Raw genomic sequence first — 19,176 nt, forward strand, 5'->3', positions numbered from 1 at the left:
TTCATCAAGAACAGGTCAATCTAGCATATGAATTACAAAGCCATAAAATTCTCCCGTACAAACCAAGCGGAATTCATTAGTGATCTCCGAAAGCGAGTAAAAACGTATTTCGACTCCAACGAAATCTCTGTTTACGGGAATGCAACAATGGTGACCAAAACTGTTGCGATGTTTTTAATGTATTTCGGCCCTTACGTACTTATGCTAACTGGGGTGATTACGCAGCCTTGGCTAATTTTACTCATGTGGGTGATTATGGGCTTCGGTATGTCTGGAATTGGTCTTTCGATCATGCACGACGCTAATCACGGTTCTTATTCTAAGAACAAAAAAGTAAATAAGATTTTGAGTTATGTGATGAACCTCATTGGAGCGAGTTCATTTAACTGGAAAATTCAACATAACGTCTTACATCACTCCTACACTAACATTGAGGGTGTAGACGAAGATATTGACCCAGGAATTTTAATGAGGTTATCCCCTCACGCTAAGCATTATAGACTTCACAAGTTTCAACATATCTATGGCTGGTTTTTTTATGCCATCATGACATTTCTTTGGCTTACGTCTAAAGATTTTGTTCAATTGAACAGGTATAAGAAAATGGGCCTTATAAAAGGGCAAAAGAGAACTTATAGAAGCGTTCTTATTGAAACCATATTTTCAAAGGTTGCCTATTATGCCTATGCGCTCGTATTACCTTTGATCTTCATTCAAGCTCCTTGGTGGTTGATCGTTGTTGGCTTCTTGTTAATGCATATCATCACTGGACTTTGGATTGCGCTAATTTTCCAACCAGCACACGTAATGCCGCATTCAGATTACCCTATTCCAGATAATATTGGGAATATGGAGAATAACTGGGCAGTTCACCAATTATTTACAACCACTAATTTCTCGCCTAAGAGTAAATTATTCTTTTGGTACGTTGGTGGATTAAATTATCAAATCGAACATCATTTATTTCCAAATATTTGTCATGTTCACTATAAGCGTATTTCGAAAATTGTGAGAGAAACAGCCAAAGAATATGGCTTACCTTATAATCTAGAACCTACTTTTGTTTCTGCCATTGCCAGTCATGCGCGTATGCTGAAATCTTTAGGTCAAATAAAGACTGTTTAAACACAAATTTGAACTAACAAAAGCCACAAATGGGAATCCATTTGTGGCTTTTGCATTTATAGACGGTTATCTAAGTTTAATAGACCCAACAAGCACCCTACTCGGCTTAGCTATTCAGTATTATTGTCTTTTCTATAACAGAAGAACCATATTTATCCAGACTTGATGAACTTTATGGATTGTGTTTCCATTAAGTAGAACATGCATACCGTGATCATTATAGGCGCAGGCTTATCAGGCCTTACGACTGCTTTCCAATTAAATAAAGTAGGGATTGAGTGTTTGGTTTTAGAGGCGAGAGATTTACCCGGTGGAAGAATTAAAACTTTGGACGGTCCCATAGAAATGGGTGCTACTTGGCTGGGTGATCAGCATGGGCATTTACGATCACTGCTCAAAGCGTTAAAGATTGACCTATTCGAGCAATTCACTCACGGCAAAATATCTTACGAAGCCAAACACGATCAACCTATCCAAGTATTTGACATGCCAGCTGGCCAAGCTCCTTCTTATCGTATAAAAGGTGGAAGCAGCACGATAATTCACTCCTTGATTGAGCAAATACCAAATGTGGCCATCAGCTATAACGCTATTGTCGATCGAATTGAGGAAGTTGATCAAGGTATTACTGTGTATTTGAATAATGGCGAATCTTACAATTCTGAATTTGTAGTGTTAACAACGCCTCCACAACTCACACAAGATAAGATCGCATTTGATCCTCCCCTGCCCGAAAGCAAAAGAGCCCTTATGAAAAATACGCATACTTGGATGGGAGAATCTATAAAATATGCCGTTCGATATAACTCTCCTTTTTGGAAAACCAAAGGCTTTTCAGGAATGGGATTCTCTCAAGCCGGTGTACTTCAAGAAGTTCATGATCATTGCAATTTTGAAGAAAGCACTTTCGTTCTTAAAGGCTTTTTAAACCCCAACCTAAGAGCATTTAGAAAGACTGATAGGGAACAAATGGTAATTAGTACGCTAGCAAGGCTGTTTGGTGAAGAAGCCACCGAGTTCATTAGCTACTACGAACATGTTTGGCAAAACGATCACTTTACTTCTATTTCAAATCCTATAGCTGTTGCACCGCATCAAAATAACGGACATTCGTTACTGCGAGAGCCATTGTTAGATGGAAAACTAATCTTCTCAGGCACAGAGTCCTCTCCAGTTTATGCTGGCTACATGGATGGAGCCGTTTATAGTGGCCTTTTAAGCGCCAAAATGATTACTGATAAATTAGAGAAAGTAAATCCTTAGAGCTGCGCAAATTCTTTTGCGTGGTATGTCAGGATAATATCCGCACCTGCTCTTTTAATACTGAGCAGCGTTTCTGCCATTACCCGATCATAATCCAACCACCCTTTTTCCGCTGCCGCTTTTAACATGGCATACTCTCCACTTACGTTGTAGGCGGCGATCGGCTGCGCATAATTATCTTTCAGGAGTTTGATTACATCTAGATAGGCCAAAGCTGGCTTTACCATTAAAAAATCAGCGCCTTCATCAACGTCTAAATCTGCTTCAATCAAAGCTTCCCGTTGATTGGCAGGATTCATCTGATAGGTCTTTTTATCTCCACTTTTGGGTGCAGAGTCTAAAGCATCGCGAAAAGGGCCATAAAATGCACTGGCATATTTAGCCGTATAAGACATGATAGAAACTTCCGAAAACCCAGCATCATCCAAAACCTCTCTGATGTAGCCAACACGACCATCCATCATATCAGATGGGCCTATGATATCGATACCACAAGCTGCTTGAGATAGTGCTTGTTTACCTAAGACTTCGAGCGTTTCGTCATTTAGGATTTTACCATTTTCTACAATGCCATCGTGTCCATCGGAACTATAAGGATCCAACGCAACATCGGTCATAATAGCTACCTCAGGGAATTCCTGTTTGATCTTTTTTAGCGCCTTATGGTAAAAGAAACTAGTGTCATGACTCTTAGTAGCTAGTTTGTCTTTATAATGTTCATCTACCACTGGGAAAATATCGAAAGTATGAATTCCCAACTTCACACATTCCTCAATTTCCTTTAGCATAGGATCCAAACCAAGTCGAAAAATCCCCGGCATTGAATCAACTTCTACTTTGCTACCAGCCCCTTCTAGCAAGAACAGTGGAAATATGAAGTCACTTGTTTTTACTTGCGTTTCTTCCACCATATTTCTGATAGCCGCAGATTTTCTATTTCTTCTCGGTCTGATATCCATCATTAGAAAGTTATGCCTTAAAGATAGGGCTAAAAGAGGAATTGAGTATAAGGTTTCGGGCCAGTTATTCGTCTGGTTGATACTCAAGAATATCGGCTGGCTGGCAATCAAGTGCCTCACAAATAGCTTGTAATGTACTGAACCTAATTGCCTTAGCTTTACCGGTTTTCAGGATAGAAAGGTTGGCTAAGGTAATTCCTACGGTCTCCGCCAACTCTTTACTTTGCATTTTACGTTTGGCTAACATTACGTCCAGGTTTACAATGATGGGCATAGTTATATCGTTAGCTCCTGTTCTTCTTTCAACTTAAGGCCATGCTCAAAAGCGTTGGCGATTAGGAGAATCATTAAACCCAAAAAGAAATATGAGTATATGAAATCGAAATTGAGAGAAAAACCACTACTGATTTTATACATCCCTTCTATCACAAGGTTCTTATCAATAAAACTGATATAGAGCCATCGATAAACCCAAACTGCAACCTGTACTATCATAAATGTAAGCCCCATGTACCGCAACCTCTTAACATTCGCTAAACTAAAGAACTCTCGCTCCTCAATTGACCTTAAAAGCTTGACTAATAAAGATATAAATAGGAACACGGCCGTACTGATACCTATCAAAGGCAGCTTACTAAGGTAAAATGGCAATTCTTCACCGAAAATGGAGAAGTAATAATTTTTTGGGGTAATGCTCCCTGAAGCGAAAGGTACTCCCTTAAATGAGCCAGAAACTTTCGTAAATGCGTCAACAGTTGAATCAAATCCATAGCGCTCTCCAAGTTCTAAGCTCATAGGTGTTTCCAATTTTTTTGTTAAAGCACCGATTAACAAAAATCCCAGAATAATGACTAAAAGGATCTTGCTCATTTCCAATATAAAAATACATACAGATGTGATCAGTCTATTCCACCTCATGGTTTAATTCTCTTTATTTATTAATTGTAAAATTTCAACTCTATTCACGAGTCTAATCATGTAAACTCCGCCTAGAGCAATAAACCCAAACAGCCCCAGAGTCAATGCTATACTTGCCCAATCAGTTGCCGTATCTGCCACTTGGGTTACCTTTTCAGTTGTTTGCGGCTTCAGCACATCTTTGCCGAAACCTACGTTGATCAAAAAATGGATAATCAATGGAAATACAATATTTCTAGTTCTAAGCATCAAACCTCCTAAAAAAATGCCGATACACACGGCAAAAATCACTTGACTTGTGATTCCAGAAAAGTTATCTGGTTCCCTGAAAAGGTTCAGGTAATGAAGCACTCCAAAAATCAATGCGGTAAGGCTAACGCTAACTAGAAACAACCTCTTCTTTTCTGACCGAATTTGAATAATTAAAGGAAGGACCAATCCTCTAAATACAAATTCCTCAATAGTCGCAACCAGTAGATTGTTAATCAAAAATAGACTCAAAAGACTTATTCCAGCGTTTCTATACGTATCTAAGTCTCCAAATATTGCCATAGAAACGATCAGCATGGGTATTATCAAAGGCATCAAATTTTGCCACTCAAATTTCCAGTCTTTGCCCAAAAAGTTCTGAAACCTAAGTCGACGGATGAGATAAATTGAGGCAAACAGAATTAAAAGTCTTGCCCCAATTCCTGCCATTAGCTTTATTTCTTGTTCATTGTCAAAGAATTGACTTAGCAAGCGCCTAAATGGTACGGCTAATGCCAGCAACACGGCAAAGCCCAAACTAATAGCAGCTATCCAATATGTGTTTCGTTTAATAATCACTGATCGTTTCTATTGATAGATTAGTCTCGAATTTTGTTGATCAAACCGACGCCAAACGGCACCCTAACACCGCTGTCATAATTTCTAAAAAATCCGAAGTCATTATACCCTAGTGAGGACTTTCGGGCTTCCCCTTTAAAACCATCTCCGCAATCTACTTTGAATGAAATGGCCTTTAACATTCCATTGTCATCAAAAGAGAGTCTGGAGTAAGAGAGTTCTACCTCTTTCTTTTTCAAGTCAGCCTTAATTTCGGCCAAATCATCAAAAGTCATTTTTCGATCAAATACTACTTCAATGTTTTCTTTATTCGATTCGCTTTGACTTTGCTTGATAGGTAAATCAGCTGATAAGAGGCTTACTAATAGTACTAGAGTATAAATTGTTGTTTTCATAATTTTTGAGTTGTGAATATTTAAATAGTTAATTCCTGTTCTTTTCTTAGTCTTAAACCTTGCTTAAAAGCCTGTGAAATGAGCAAAAGCATTAGGCCAACAAACAAGTATTGAAATTGAAATTCCGTGTCCTTTGTTACCAGCTGATAACCGGCAGGTAATGACAAATCATCTGGTATAATGAGGTTATGGACCAGCCCGTTGATAATGGCCAAAACAATCGGTAAAGCCACATAAAGGATACCCAGTTTGGTAAAGACGCCTACATTGGATTCCTCAAAAAAATTACCGTCAGCCGTATTTTTGATCAGTTTTCTCAACCAAATCAGCTGTAGAAAAAAGAATAACCATGAAGCAAATATCAGCAGGCGAGCGAGGTTATTGAAGAAACCAATCCGCTCAGCTGAGATTGGAACAGAAAACGTTTCGGAAACATTCGGCATAAAGGATTCACCTTTAGCAGTCTTCACTTCCAAAAAATCAGCCTTGGTTGCATTGCTGTAATCGAAGCTTTTTCCAATCTTATCACTACTGAGCATAAAGGCATCTATCAAAACTTCTCCATCTCTGTAAATAAAAAAGTAGTCCAGATCATAAAACCTATTACTTAGTTTATGATACTCTGTCATACTAAGCGCTCCTTCCAGGTTTCGCTCCTTCTGAGACTTCTCAATTGGAGCATAAATTTCATGAACGAGTATGAATGATATGAATATCACAATGCTCCCTATCATGGCGATGTTGACTATCCAAAGCAGTACTTTCGAGATTTTCATTCTAACTAATTTTTCGAAATGTAATAAATATTTATTGATAAACAATAATTACTTATTGTATTTCAGATCAATTAAACTTTCGATGACCATGGATGTCTAAAACCCAAATCTCAACAACATGCGTCATTTTTTAACAGTATTACTACTTACAATATCATTTTCAGCATCGGCCCAATATTGGGTAATCAAGGGTAACGTTTTGGATAGTACCCAGAACAAACCACTGAAATTTGCCACAGTGCTTTTTATCAATTTGGCCGATTCTACTGCCAAAGCATATTCCACTAATGACTTAGGAGGGTTTAGAATATCGAACGTGGTAAACGGCAGGTATCAACTGTCTATTTCCTATGTAGGATTCAAAAAATACGCTAAGAATTTCGAGATAAAGGACGGATCACTCAACCTTGGCAATATTCAATTAGGACTTGATGCTAAGAACCTACAAGAGGTAACCGTAGAGGGACTTACAGAACGGATTCGACAAAATGGTGATACTACAGAAATTAATGCCGCAGCATACAAGGTAAATCCAGATGCAACTGCGGAAGACCTAATCGAAAAAATGCCGAGCGTGGTCATTTCAAATGGGCAAGTTCAAGCCCAAGGTGAAAATGTGTCACGCGTTTTGGTTGATGGTAGGGAGTTCTTTGGCGATGATCCCAATGCTGCTTTAAAGAATCTACCTGCTGAAATGATTGAACGCATCCAAATTTATGATCAAGCGAGTGATCAGGCCCAATTTACGGGTTTCCTAGATGGAGAAACCTCTAAAACCATGAACATCATAACCAAGGCGAGTATGCGGAATGGTGAATTTGGCAGGGTTTACGCTGGTGCAGGTACAGATGAAACGTATAATATTGGTGGTAGCATCAACCTTTTTAGGCCCAAGGCTCGAACTACAATACTCGCCCAAACAAATAACATTAACATACAAAACTTCTCGACTAGCGATCTCTTGGGGATAACTTCTGGCGGCGGTAGACGAGGCCGTGGCGGTAGAGGCGGCGGAGGTGGAGGTGGAGGCGCTGGCGGTGGCGGCGGTGCTAGATTCACCAACGGTGGAAATGCCAGTAACTTTCAAGTAGGCCAGCAAGGGGGAATTAATGAAACCCGTGCGGTCGGGATAAATTACTCTTATGAGGATCAAAAACGGATAAAATTCAGCGGTAGCTATTTCTTTAATCAATCTGACAACTCATCTGATGAATCGATATTCAGACAGTTTACTTTACCGGAAAACGAGGGTCAGACTTATGCAGAAAATAGTTTTTCCCCTAGTCGAAATACCAATCATCGCTTCAGTGGCCAATTAGAATATAAAATCAATGATAAGAACTCGATTATCATGCGTCCTAGGTTCACTTTTCAAGACAACTCTGGCTCTGCATTAGTAACTGGAACTACTCAATTAGGAGACGAATTATTGAATCAGATCAATACCGAAAATACGTCGGCATTAGAAGCTTTTAGCTTTAGCAACAACATACTTTTCAGACACTCTTTCGAAAAACGTGGCAGAACTTTCTCGATAAACTTAAATACAGGACTGAATAACAATAACGGAGAGAGCTTCTTACTCTCAGAAACAGACTTTTTCGTTGGAACGGGCAGATCAACGGATTTCAATCAATTCTCGGATGCTAACACCGACGGGTTTAACATGCGGGTGAATGCTACCTATACAGAACCATTAGCTGATAGAAGCTCAGTATTATTTACATATGCTTACAGCTATCAGTTTAACGATACCGACACTGAAACTTTCGATTTTAACGAAGGGAACGATGGTTATACAGATTTGAATATTCCGCTAAGTAACACATTCGAAAATGACTATTATACTCATAGAGGTACAATAGGTTATAACCTCAGAGGAGAGAAATCTACCTTTACACTTAGAGGAACTATACAGCATGCTATTTTGGATAATGATCAGACCTTCCCTTTCGAGGATAATGTGGATCGTCAATTCAACAACTTTATACCGAACATAAGCTACAGATATAGAGTAGGCAGATCGAGCAACTTTACTTTTAACTATCGAGCATCAACAAACTCACCGTCTGTTACACAACTACAAAGCGTGATTGATAATACGGATCCTTTGAACATTTCTGCCGGTAATCCAGAGCTTGATCAGCGTTACCAGCACTCGGCAACTATTCGCTATAATAAAATCAATACCGAAAGTTCGCATAGCTTTTTCACCTTATTGAGCAGTACTTTTTCAGATAACTATATCGGAAATAGCACTACAATTGCATCAAGAGGAAATACAGTCGTAGATGGAATAAACCTACAGCCAGGCGCTACTTTTAGCAAACCTGTAAACCTAGAAGGTTATTGGAATGTAAGAAGCTTTATCTCATACGGAATGCCTTTAGGCTTTATCAAATCCAATCTAAATTTTACGGGTACGGTATCATATACCCAAACTCCCGAATTGATTAACGATGAACTTAACAAAGCGCAAACTCCTGCTGTAGGCATTGGTCTTGTATTAAGTAGTAACATCAGTGAAAAAGTCGATTTTACACTTTCAAGCAACTCTACATTTAGCTCGGTATCGAATACGCTACAAACTACAGCCAACACAGAATTCTTTACCCAAGCGACTAGGTTAAGATTAAACTGGATTTTCGGGCCAAGTTTCGTGTTCCGTTCTACTGTTAGCCATACGGCAAACTCAGGTTTAGCAGATGGATTTAATCAAAATTTTATACTCTGGAATATGGAGGCGGGTAAGAAGTTCTTGAAAGACAAAGCTGAATTGAAGCTAACAATCTTTGACTTACTCAAGCAAAACCAAAACATACGCCGATCGATCACTGGTTCGTATATCGAGGATAACCAAACTCAAATCTTGACTCAATATTTCATGCTATCATTTGTCTACAATATTCGATCGTTCGGACAAGGACAGGCACCAGTTGAAAACGATAGACTTCAAGAGTTAAGACGTCGTTTTGGAAATGGTCAAGGTGGATTCGGTGGCCGTGGAGGTCGAGGAGGGGGAAATGGTGAATGGTAATCAATTCACACCATAATTCTTACCATTAACAAAAATTATCACCCATTTAAGATTAATTTACAATTAAGTCATTTAAAAAGCCGTTTTTACAACTACCTTCATAGGTATACATTCGGCTTTGAGATTTTTTACACTTTTACTCGCCTTCATTTTAACGTCACTAGCGTTTCAAGCTAATGGTCAAAAATATTCGGTATCGGGCGATGTAATAGATAGTACATATAATGAGCCTCTTTTCTTAGCCAACGTGGCACTAAGAAACCTAAAGGACTCCTTATTAGATGCGACTGTAACAGATGAAAAAGGACACTTTCTTTTAGAAAATGTTCCCAATGGAGAGTATAAGTTAAATGTGTCCTTTGTTGGATTTAAGCTTTACCAACAACGGATTTCGATTAAGAACGGCCCACTCGCTTTAGGTAAGATTCTGCTCGCCGAAGACCCCACAAACTTAGATTCCGTGTCTGTAGTAGCTGAAGCGGAGGCCGTAGTACTAAAACAAGATACTGTAGAGTTCAACTCCTCCGCGTTTAAAACCACCGATGAAGCTAGTCTTGAAGATTTGATCAAGAAGCTTCCAGGTATGGAAGTGGAAGAAGGCAAAGTAAAGACCCAAGGAAAAGAAATCACCAAGATAATAGTGGATGGTAAACCGTTTTTTGAGGGCAGTCCAGAAATGGCATTAAAGAATATACCTGCCGATATGGTGAAAAAAGTCCAAATAATCGATGAGAAAAGTGAAGACACCCAGTTTACCGGCCATGACGATGGAGTGAGAACAAAAACCATAAATGTGGTGACCAAACCAGAAAAGAAAAAAGGTTATTTTGGACGTAGTGGTCTTACCTACAGTCACCCAGATCGATACAATCTAAACGGTAACATTAATTTCCTGAAAGGCAATAACCGATTTTCGGTAAGTGGAGGTTATAACAACTTAGGCGGTGGTGCGGGTGGTGCACAAGAGGTAATTATAAGGTCCAACGGGTTGGCCATACCTCAGAATTTCGGTCAAGGTAACGGCGGTATATCTGAAAATAAGTCTCTTAGCACTTATTACTACACTGAAATAAATAAAAAACTGGAGGTTACACTCACTTATCGGCACAACGATTCTCAAACTGAATCATTCAGGGATATCTCAAGGCAATTTATTCAAGCATCGGACGAGGGCAGAATCTATAATGAGAAATCTGAAAACTCATCAAGTAGTAACAATAATAGTGGCAGTGTGAGAGTCATTTATAAACCTTCAAAGAAGGATGAAATAAGACTTTCACAGTCACTAAGTCAGAGCACAAGTAATAATGTATCGACTTTGAATGGAGAAACTTTACTCAATAATGAGCTACTAAACTCCACCGATAACTTCAACTTTTCTGACAATTTGAATAACAGCTGGTCGAATAGCCTTTCTTGGCGACATAGATTCAAAAAGAAAGGACGGACAATTTCAATATCAACCGCCAGTTCAGTTTCAAATCGAAGTGGTATTGATACCGTAAGATCAACCAATATCTTCACATCAGGTGATGTGGAAAATCAAATTTTTGACCAGATCAGCGATCCAAATGGCAGGACTAGAAATCATAGAGCAACCATTTCATATACTGAACCTCTTGCAGAAAAGAGTAGTCTAAGGCTATCCTATACGGGATCAAGGAATGTCAGTGAACAACAAAGATTACTGTTAGACTTTAATGAATCGGATCAAGACTATACCGATCTAGACCCTCAGCGATCAAGCGATTACGAATTGATCAATACCTCGCACCGAATCAATTCAGGGTTAAGCTTTAAAATCAAAGAAATTAGTGTCTCTGCCAATGCGAATTACCAAAGTCAGATAATTCAAAATGATCAGGTTTATCCAAACAATGTCAATACTAAGAATTCATTTAATGGCCTACTCCCAAGCATCACTTTTAGGAAAAGCACCAAAGATGGTAAACAATCAAGTTTAAGTTTCAGAAGGTCTATGAGAGCACCTTCGGCCAATCAGTTACAAGACGTGATCGATAACCGAAACCCGTTGTTTCTTAGGCAAGGCAATCCCAACCTAAATGCTAGTTTCTCCAATAGCATTTCGATAGGTCATTATGGCTACAATGAGAAAGAGAAATCCTTTGTGCAAATTTCTGCTTCTATAGGTTTTACCGAAAACTCGATTGTCAGTAGTACAATTGTCGGAAATGGAAGTAATAGCCCGGAAGGCATTGTTTTACCAATCGGAGCCAGGTTTACAGCACCTGTCAATTTACCAGGCAGGACAAGCGCCAACGCTTATTTACAAGTTTCTAAGCCGCTTAAGGGAAAAAAACTAAAGCTAGGACTTGGAGGTTCGTTAGGTTATAGCAAAAACCCTCAAATACTTAATGGAGTTAGTCAGTTCGCTAAATCTATGAATTATGGAGTTTCTGTAAGCCTTACCAGTAACTTTAATGATAAACTTGATATGTCACTGCGCATAGCTCCGAACTACTCGATTGTAAGGAACTCGAATAGAGAACAAAATGACCGAAGCTTTTTCAACTTATCGAACAGATTTAGGGCAACATGGAAATTTATTGAGGGTTTTTCGGCTACTACATCAGTCTCCAATATAGTGCAGGGATCAGTAGAAGGCATTTCGGGAACAAGTCAATGGTTATGGAATTTCTCAATCAGCAAAAAAATGCTTGACAAGAAGCTCGATTTAAGAGTTTCTGCGACAGATATCTTGAGACAAAATGCTCTGATTAACCGAAATATTACTTCTGAATATATTCAGAATTCTGAAACCAACGTACTAGTCCAGATTGTCAGATTCAGTCTATCTTATAAGTTCACTAAAATGGGTGGCAAATAATCGGCCCTAAAACTGCTTACTTCATCCTCATTAGGCCTCCACATTTTGAAATTCTGTCATTTAGCTGTCATTAATTTCCGAAGTGGTACTCCCGCGTGAAAAGTCTGTGACATTTCTGTGACTTCATTCTATGAGTTTTGATCCTGAAAACATTAAAACATAGACATGAGAAAATTACTCACTTTACTAATCATCCCAGCTTTCCTTTTTAGTTGTGGAGATGATGATAGCGCTCCTGAAACGGCTGCGCTCAATCTAAACATCAACGGTTTAGAAGATTTAGGTACTTCTGCACAATATGAAGGTTGGTTAATAGTCGGTGGAAACCCTGTAAGCACAGGAACATTCACCGTCGATGCCAATGGAACACTTTCAACCACTTCATTTAATGTAAACCCAGAAGATGCAGATGCTGCGACAAAGTTTGTTTTGACTATTGAGCCTATTCCTGATCCTGACCCTGCCCCAGCTGCCGCGAAATTATTAGCAGGTGATTTTAATGGTAATACTAGTGCTACACTGTCTACAGGAACTGCCCCTGCGCTTGGTGACTTTTCCAATTCAGCTGGGACACTTTTCTTGAGAACTCCAACGGATGAAACCGCTGGCAATAATGGAAATGACATTTATGGTGTCTGGTTTGGAACACCAGGTATGCCTCCTACCCCTAACTTTACACTACCTACACTTGCGGAAGGTTGGGTATATGAAGGTTGGGTAATTGGTGACGCTGGACCAATTTCAACGGGAACATTCACTGACTTTGGTGATAGAGATTCTGGCAACCCATTTAGCGGTACTGAAAATAACGCAGGACCTCCTGTACCAGGAGAAGACTTCTTTAATGCTGCTCCAGCTGGCGAAACTTTCCCTCTAGACATTAGAGGACGAAGAATAGTGATATCAGTAGAACCAGTTCCTGATAACTCTCCTGCTCCGTTCTTGCTTAAGCCATTATTAGTTGATTTAGCAACTGACGCTGCGGTAGCACCTGCATCACACAACTTTGGACAAAACCTTGGTTCAGTTCCAACGGGAATGGTAACGAGACAATAAAACTATTTAGTTACTCATATAAAAAGGCTAATGCATATCCACTTTTACAAGTGGGCGCATTAGCCTTTCTTTGTTTTAACCAACGGTGTAAAACAAAAAAGGCCACTAAATGGCCTTTCTATAACTTCTTTAAATCGATTCTTAACTAATTATTGGGGCTAGTAACTGGGTTATTCACCTTTAACACAGTAGCAGGCTCGTCTGTGATTATTTCTTGCTTATCTATTTGTGCAAGATCATTAGGAACACTTGGGGCGCCGTCATATTTAAGCACCAAACCATATGCAACCGACGCAATCGCCATTGATACAGAAAGAATATGAAGTATTCTTCTTTTGGTTGAAGTAAGCATACTAGTGTCTTTGGTTCAATTAATAGTAGGCGCTACTTTCGAAACACCCTACTGCAAAAATGTTAATTAAGAGAAAAGGAACAAAAAATTGTACATTATTCTAATGTTACTTTTCTGAGAATGGTTTAAAATGCAGTTAAACGGCTGTGAATTCCAGAATAGTAGACTCAATAATGTCACAACAACTGTGTAATTCCTCCTCCGTCATAACCAAAGGCGGCGCGAATCTGATGATATTTCCGTGAGTAGGTTTCGCTAATAATCCATTTTCTTTCAAGGCCACACAGATATCCCATGCGGTAGAACTATCCTCAGTATCATTAATCACAATTGCGTTTAATAAACCCTTTCCTCTTACTAAAGTGACGAGTTCGGTTCTTTCTATGAATTTGTTCATTCGATCCCTGAATAACTCACCTAGTTTGCGAGCATTCTGAGTTAATTTTTCATCACGAATCACTTCTAAAGCTGCCATTGCCACAGCACCTGCTAAAGGGTTACCACCAAAAGTAGATCCATGTGTCCCAGGTGTAATAACTTCCATGATTTCATCATTGGCCAAAACTGCAGAAACCGGATAAACGCCTCCTGAAATAGCTTTACCTAAAATGAGTAGGTCTGGAGTAGCGTAAGTACTCTGCTTTTCACAATGACCAGCGCAATCACAGTTGCCACATATAGCCAATAGTCCTCCTGTTCTACCTATTCCTGTTTGAATCTCGTCTGCCATAAACAGTACATTATGACTTTTGCATAGACTGGCGACTTCATTCAAAAAACCTTCGTCAGGCACAAAAACACCCGCTTCACCTTGAATAGGTTCAATTAATACCCCAACTATACCATCTTCTTTTAGCGCTTCCGCCAATGCTTTTGGATCGTTGTATGGAATTTTGATGAAACCACTGGTGTAAGGGCCAAAATTTTTCCTTGCATCAGGATCGCTGGAAAAAGAAATAATAGTAGTTGTACGCCCATGAAAGTTTTGATCGAAAACGATGATTTTACCTTGGTTTTCCGCTACTCCCTTCTTTTCGTAACCCCATTTTCGGCAAATTTTAATGGCCGTCTCAACTGCTTCAGCGCCGGTATTCATTGGTAGTACCTTATCAAAGCCGAAATATTCTGTTACATACTTTTCGTATGGACCGAGTACGTCATTATAAAATGCTCTAGATGTTAGCGTTAATTTATCGGCTTGCTCTTTTAAAGCTCCTACTATTCTTGGATGGCAATGCCCTTGATTTACAGCACTATAGGATGACAGGAAGTCGAAATACTTCTTTCCTTCAACATCCCAAACATATACCCCTTCGCCCTTGGCCAAGACAACCGGAAGTGGGTGATAGTTATGAGCTCCGTATTTATTTTCAAGTGTGATTGCGTCATTACTAGTTTGCACTAATTCCATGATAGTTTACTTTATTTGCTTTTGATCTGAACAATTTCCCTGTACCAAAGGTATCAAATCTATCTACGGGAGAAAAGAAGATGAAAGATTCAAAGCAGAAGGAATTCGTTGCCAGTAAAACAGAAGATTACTACATTGGAAAAGATGGTAAGCTTGTGTTTACAGCACACTATCTGCAAAAACGCGGTTATTGTTGCCAAAACGGTTGCCGTCATTGCCCATATGGATATAAAAAATGACAACAGACTTTCAGAATCTCTCAATCCAACCATCCGAATTACCCCAAGTAAAGTCAGCCGAATTCAACCAAATTGAGAAAGGGTACCTTACGGTTACTTTACTATCAAGTGCCATATTTTTCTTGATTTTGATGATTGCCGCTTTTTGCATCATTTTTTTTAGCGACGAAATAGAAGGAACTACAAGCCAATATGGTATCTCGCTGGGCTCGATCTTATTCCTATGGTTATTGAATATTTTGATCAGCGTCAAAGCATTTCCAAAAAAGCAGTATGCCCTCAGGGAGCGAGACATATTATATACAAAAGGGTTATTGTGGCACGTTCGAACGAGTGTCCCCTTTAATAGAATTCAGCATGCCGAACTTAAGCAAGGACCTATAGAACGTATTTTTAAATTGCATAGCCTTAAAATATTTACCGCAGGCGGACAGAGTAGCGATTTAGTTATACCTGGCTTACCAGAAAACACCGCAACAAGACTTAAAGACTTTATTCTCGGCAAAACGGCACTAGATGGAAGCGACGCTGAGTAAATTCTCGATTCCGCAACGTCAATCTAGGGTTGCGATCGGCATAATTCTGATCAAGTTTATCAGAATAACGGTTAAGTCATTTTGGCCGATCTTATTGAGTTTTTTTCTCGGGGGTAGAAATAGTGACTCATTTGGGCAAATTATAGGTTACATCGCATTAGGCTTTGCAGCGTTCAACTTGATTGGTTCTATCCTGACCTATTTCCGTTTCTACTTTTACTTGGAAGAAGGTGCTATCATTATAGATAAAGGAATTCTTAAGCGGACAAAAACCAATATCCCTTTCGAACGAATCCAAACAATCAACTTTAAGCAAAACATTTTACACCAAATATTTGGTGTGGTAAGCCTAGAGATTGATACTGCCGGCGCCAAAAAATCCGAGCTCACCATAGATGCCCTAAATAAAGAGGATGCTGAGGAACTTAGAAATTATATTCTCACTGAAAAAGCACAAATAACAACAGAGGAGTCTACGCCTGAAGAAATTGAGAAGGCTGTTTTGGATGAAAAAGAAGAGGAAGTACTACACCTTTCTGTACCCGATCTATTTAAAGTAGGCGTGAGTCAGAATCACCTCAGATCAATGGCACTTTTGTTTGCTTTTGTTTTTTCAATCCTAAACGAACTAAACCAAAACATTCCAGAGTTGGTAGAAGATGAGTTATCTACCTATAATGATGAGGTTTTTAATACCGGCTGGATTGTTTTCTTGATCACCTCCATTATAGTCATTATTCTTTCCTTCATTTATTCCTTGGTAACCACACTTTTGACAAATTACGATTTAAGACTATCACTTAGAAAAGGTGGTTTAAAACTTGTCAAAGGTCTTCTAAACAGAGAAGAAATCTCCGTTAATAAAAAGAAAGTGCAGATCGTTTCATGGTCCGATAACCCAATTCGGATGTTATTTAAAATGTTCACGCTTCAAATTGAACAAGCAAGTAGTGCCGATGTAGATCAGCTGAAATCTAAGATTCGAGTGCCTGGGAGTTATCAGCAGCAAGTAGATGCTGTGATTAAAACTGTATTCCCAGAAGAATATTACCGTGAAGAAACAAAGCATAGTGTCAATAAGCTCTTGAAGTACCGTATATTCTTTTTTCTAGGTGCATTACCTGCATTGGCTGCTGGCGGCAGTACATTCTTCTTTTTAGAATGGGAGTCACTTTACTTTTTAATTTGGGCAGTAATAGTCTGGTTAATTACCAGTTTATACTATAGAAAAAGGTCCTTTGAGATTAATGACGAGCTATTAAAGAATAACAGAGGCACCTTCGGCCACCACTACGAAATCACACAGCTTTATAAGGTACAATCTGTTGAAGTGAAGCAAAGTTGGTATCAAAGAAGAAAACAATTGGCTAACATAGTCCTTTACACGGCAGCTGGTTCCGTAAAGATTCCTTTTATCAGATTGGATCAGGCAGAAGCCTTGGAAAATTTCATCTTATATAGGGTGGAATCCGATCGCAGAGAATGGATGTAGATTTTTCTCAGAGAATTCTCAGGGAGAGTTGCTCGGTTCAGGAATTATTCAGATATTTGCATTCCGTTTCCAAAAAGCGGTTAATTCAGACGTTATGGCAAGAGTTTGTGATATTACAGGAAAGAAAGTTCAAGTAGGAAACAATGTTTCTCACGCGAACAATAAAACAAAAAGAAAATTCTACCCGAATCTTCAGAAAAAACGTTTTTACATCCCAGAAGAAGATAAATGGGTAACGTTGAAGGTCTCTACTTCGGCTTTAAGAACCATCAATAAAAATGGTATCTCAGCTGTTCTAAAAAAGGCAAGACAAAACGGTAACATTTTAGTATAATAGCGTTTCCATACGTTATTATGCTGCTATGAAAGAATTGAATAAAAGATTTACAATCCTGATGGTAATCCTACTGTCGGGATTTTTTATGGCCAATGGCCAAGAGACTCCTGCCGACATTTTATCTTCAGACTTCCACAAAGGGAGAAGGGACGCAGTTCGTAAAAAGCTCCCTAACAATAGTGTCGCTGTCTTTTTCGCAAACCCTGTCAGAAATAGGGCTAACGATGTAGATTACATCTACCATCAGGACCCTGATTTATTTTACCTAACTGGCTACAGAGAACCACATGCAGTATTGCTTGTGTTTAAGGATGATCAAACCAATGAAAACGGTGATCAATACAACGAGATCTTCTTTGTTCAGGAGAAAAATGCTCGTGCCGAAATGTGGACTGGAAGACGACTCGGTGATGAGGGTGTGAAAAACAAACTCGCCATCCAAAATACATTCAACGGTAGAGAATTTGCAAAGTACCAGATAGATTTTGAGAAGTTTGATAAGGTTCTTTTTTACGATTTCAAAAATGATGTAAGAGATAACCCGTTAGATTCGTCTGATCTATTTAGCCTAATTAGTCAATTCAAAACTAAAGCGGGCTATCAAACCGATGCCTCAAGCTTGGGTGCCGAACCTCAAAAAAACAATCTTGATGTAAGAGGGCTCAACCAAATAATGAGTGAACTCAGAGGCATCAAAACACCGGAAGAGTTAGACCTCATTAGAAAAGCTGTATTTATTTCTACCGTTGGCCAAGTTGAAGTAATGAAGGCCATGAAGCCAGGGCTTTCAGAGACTGAAATTCAAGGTATTCACGAATTTGTATTCAAAAAATATGGTTCTGAATATGAAGGTTACCCTTCTATAGTCGGAGCTGGGAACAACGGATGTATTCTACACTATATTGAAAACCACAAGCCTGAAATTGAAAGCGATGAGATGATTTTAATGGATTTAGGGGCAGAATACCACGGATATACTGCGGACGTGACTAGAACCATTCCGATTGACGGTAAATTCTCACCTGAAGAAAAAGCCATTTATGATCTAGTATATAAGGCCCAAGAAGAAGCCATTCAAATGGCAAAACCGGGTGTTACTTTTGGACAACTTGGAAAACTAGCCAAAGACATCATTAATCAAGGGCTGGTGGACTTAGGTATTATTGAAAGACCTGATAGCCGACACCTTTATTACCCACATGGGCTTTCACACCATATTGGACTCGATGTTCATGATAAAGGAACGTATTCGGACCTTCAGGAAAATATGGTCATTACGGTTGAACCAGGAATCTATATTCCAGAAGGCTCCAACTGTGACAAAAAATGGTGGGGAATTGCCGTAAGAATTGAAGATGATATTTTAATCACTAAAGATGGATTCGAACTATTATCGTCTTTCGCTCCAAGAACTACAGAAGAAATTGAAGCAATGATGGCTCAGCCGAGCCCTTTAGAGCAATTTCAATTACCTGCGTTAGAGGGTAAGAAGAGAAAGTAGTGGAGTTTATTTATCGTAAACTGAGTATCACTTGCTTTATACTTGAGAATAAGTGAATTAATTTTATTCTGTCAGTTTCAAATTCTAAACAAGGTTCGTATAT

The 19,176-nt window shown here is 39.0% G+C and carries 18 protein-coding genes; 10 read left to right on the forward strand and 8 right to left on the reverse strand.

Going from position 1 to position 19,176, the window contains the following annotated elements:
- The first annotated feature begins 27 nt into the window (after positions 1-27).
- Together BFP71_RS01505 and BFP71_RS01510 are read left to right on the forward strand one after the other, a co-directional pair.
- Positions 28-1,125, forward strand: a complete 1,098-nt coding sequence (locus BFP71_RS01505; protein ID WP_069833690.1) for a fatty acid desaturase family protein — start codon at positions 28-30, stop codon at positions 1,123-1,125.
- Between the two features lie 201 nt (positions 1,126-1,326).
- Positions 1,327-2,388, forward strand: a complete 1,062-nt coding sequence (locus BFP71_RS01510; protein WP_069833691.1) for a flavin monoamine oxidase family protein — start codon at positions 1,327-1,329, stop codon at positions 2,386-2,388.
- On the opposite strand, the gene hemB is transcribed toward BFP71_RS01510, so the two are convergent.
- The 6 genes from hemB to BFP71_RS01540 all read right to left on the reverse strand — a co-directional run bounded on the left by hemB (position 2,385) and on the right by BFP71_RS01540 (position 6,264).
- A complete protein-coding gene (gene hemB, locus BFP71_RS01515) occupies positions 2,385-3,347 on the reverse strand; it encodes a porphobilinogen synthase (RefSeq protein ID WP_069833692.1) in 963 nt (320 codons plus the stop codon). The genes BFP71_RS01510 and hemB overlap by 4 nt on opposite strands.
- A gap of 64 nt (positions 3,348-3,411) precedes the next feature.
- Positions 3,412-3,621 (reverse strand): helix-turn-helix domain-containing protein, encoded by a 210-nt coding sequence (locus BFP71_RS01520; RefSeq protein WP_069833693.1) that lies wholly within the window; start codon positions 3,619-3,621, stop codon positions 3,412-3,414.
- Positions 3,622-3,623: 2 nt separating this feature from the next.
- Positions 3,624-4,142 (reverse strand): DUF2975 domain-containing protein, encoded by a 519-nt coding sequence (locus tag BFP71_RS01525; RefSeq protein WP_176723296.1) that lies wholly within the window; start codon positions 4,140-4,142, stop codon positions 3,624-3,626.
- Between the two features lie 126 nt (positions 4,143-4,268).
- Positions 4,269-5,093 carry a CPBP family intramembrane glutamic endopeptidase gene (locus BFP71_RS01530; RefSeq protein WP_141719650.1) on the reverse strand — a complete coding sequence of 275 codons (825 nt, stop codon included), beginning with the start codon at positions 5,091-5,093 and terminating at the stop codon, positions 4,269-4,271.
- Positions 5,094-5,113: 20 nt separating this feature from the next.
- Entirely contained in the window at positions 5,114-5,488 is a 375-nt protein-coding gene (locus BFP71_RS01535; RefSeq protein WP_069833696.1) for a hypothetical protein, read from the reverse strand.
- A gap of 20 nt (positions 5,489-5,508) precedes the next feature.
- Positions 5,509-6,264 (reverse strand): DUF2975 domain-containing protein, encoded by a 756-nt coding sequence (locus tag BFP71_RS01540; RefSeq protein ID WP_069833697.1) that lies wholly within the window; start codon positions 6,262-6,264, stop codon positions 5,509-5,511.
- Positions 6,265-6,382: 118 nt separating this feature from the next.
- Here BFP71_RS01540 and BFP71_RS01545 point away from each other — a divergent pair, with 118 nt between their 5' ends.
- From BFP71_RS01545 to BFP71_RS01555, 3 genes are all read left to right on the forward strand, one after another.
- A complete protein-coding gene (locus tag BFP71_RS01545; RefSeq protein ID WP_069833698.1) occupies positions 6,383-9,301 on the forward strand; it encodes a TonB-dependent receptor in 2,919 nt (972 codons plus the stop codon).
- A 118-nt stretch (positions 9,302-9,419) separates the two neighbouring features.
- The gene (locus tag BFP71_RS01550) at positions 9,420-12,149 is read left to right on the forward strand and encodes a TonB-dependent receptor (protein WP_069833699.1); all 2,730 of its coding nucleotides are present in this window, start codon (positions 9,420-9,422) and stop codon (positions 12,147-12,149) included.
- 165 nt (positions 12,150-12,314) lie between these two features.
- Entirely contained in the window at positions 12,315-13,205 is an 891-nt protein-coding gene (locus BFP71_RS01555) for an anti-sigma factor (RefSeq protein ID WP_069833700.1), read from the forward strand.
- 145 nt (positions 13,206-13,350) lie between these two features.
- Here BFP71_RS01555 and BFP71_RS01560 read toward each other — a convergent pair whose 3' ends face one another.
- Both BFP71_RS01560 and rocD read right to left on the reverse strand, forming a co-directional pair.
- Entirely contained in the window at positions 13,351-13,557 is a 207-nt protein-coding gene (locus BFP71_RS01560; RefSeq protein WP_069833701.1) for a hypothetical protein, read from the reverse strand.
- A 136-nt stretch (positions 13,558-13,693) separates the two neighbouring features.
- Positions 13,694-14,968 (reverse strand): ornithine--oxo-acid transaminase, encoded by a 1,275-nt coding sequence (gene rocD, locus BFP71_RS01565; RefSeq protein ID WP_069833702.1) that lies wholly within the window; start codon positions 14,966-14,968, stop codon positions 13,694-13,696.
- A gap of 80 nt (positions 14,969-15,048) precedes the next feature.
- On the opposite strand from rocD, the gene BFP71_RS19315 reads away from it, so the two are divergent.
- The 5 genes from BFP71_RS19315 to BFP71_RS01585 all read left to right on the forward strand — a co-directional run bounded on the left by BFP71_RS19315 (position 15,049) and on the right by BFP71_RS01585 (position 19,073).
- The gene (locus BFP71_RS19315; protein WP_176723297.1) at positions 15,049-15,207 is read left to right on the forward strand and encodes a DUF5522 domain-containing protein; all 159 of its coding nucleotides are present in this window, start codon (positions 15,049-15,051) and stop codon (positions 15,205-15,207) included.
- Positions 15,204-15,743 carry a PH domain-containing protein gene (locus BFP71_RS01570; protein WP_069833703.1) on the forward strand — a complete coding sequence of 180 codons (540 nt, stop codon included), beginning with the start codon at positions 15,204-15,206 and terminating at the stop codon, positions 15,741-15,743. The genes BFP71_RS19315 and BFP71_RS01570 overlap by 4 nt, the downstream gene beginning before the upstream one ends.
- On the forward strand, positions 15,724-17,235 hold the full coding sequence (locus BFP71_RS01575) for a PH domain-containing protein (protein ID WP_069833704.1): 1,512 nt from the start codon (positions 15,724-15,726) through the stop codon (positions 17,233-17,235). The genes BFP71_RS01570 and BFP71_RS01575 overlap by 20 nt, the downstream gene beginning before the upstream one ends.
- A 94-nt stretch (positions 17,236-17,329) precedes the next feature.
- Positions 17,330-17,569, forward strand: coding sequence for a 50S ribosomal protein L28 (gene rpmB, locus BFP71_RS01580; RefSeq protein ID WP_069833705.1), 240 nt, complete (start codon positions 17,330-17,332; stop codon positions 17,567-17,569).
- A gap of 28 nt (positions 17,570-17,597) precedes the next feature.
- Positions 17,598-19,073, forward strand: a complete 1,476-nt coding sequence (locus tag BFP71_RS01585; protein ID WP_069833706.1) for an aminopeptidase P family protein — start codon at positions 17,598-17,600, stop codon at positions 19,071-19,073.
- Positions 19,074-19,176: the final 103 nt, after the last annotated feature.

The organism is Roseivirga misakiensis (assembly GCF_001747105.1).
Taxonomy (GTDB): domain Bacteria; phylum Bacteroidota; class Bacteroidia; order Cytophagales; family Cyclobacteriaceae; genus Roseivirga; species Roseivirga misakiensis.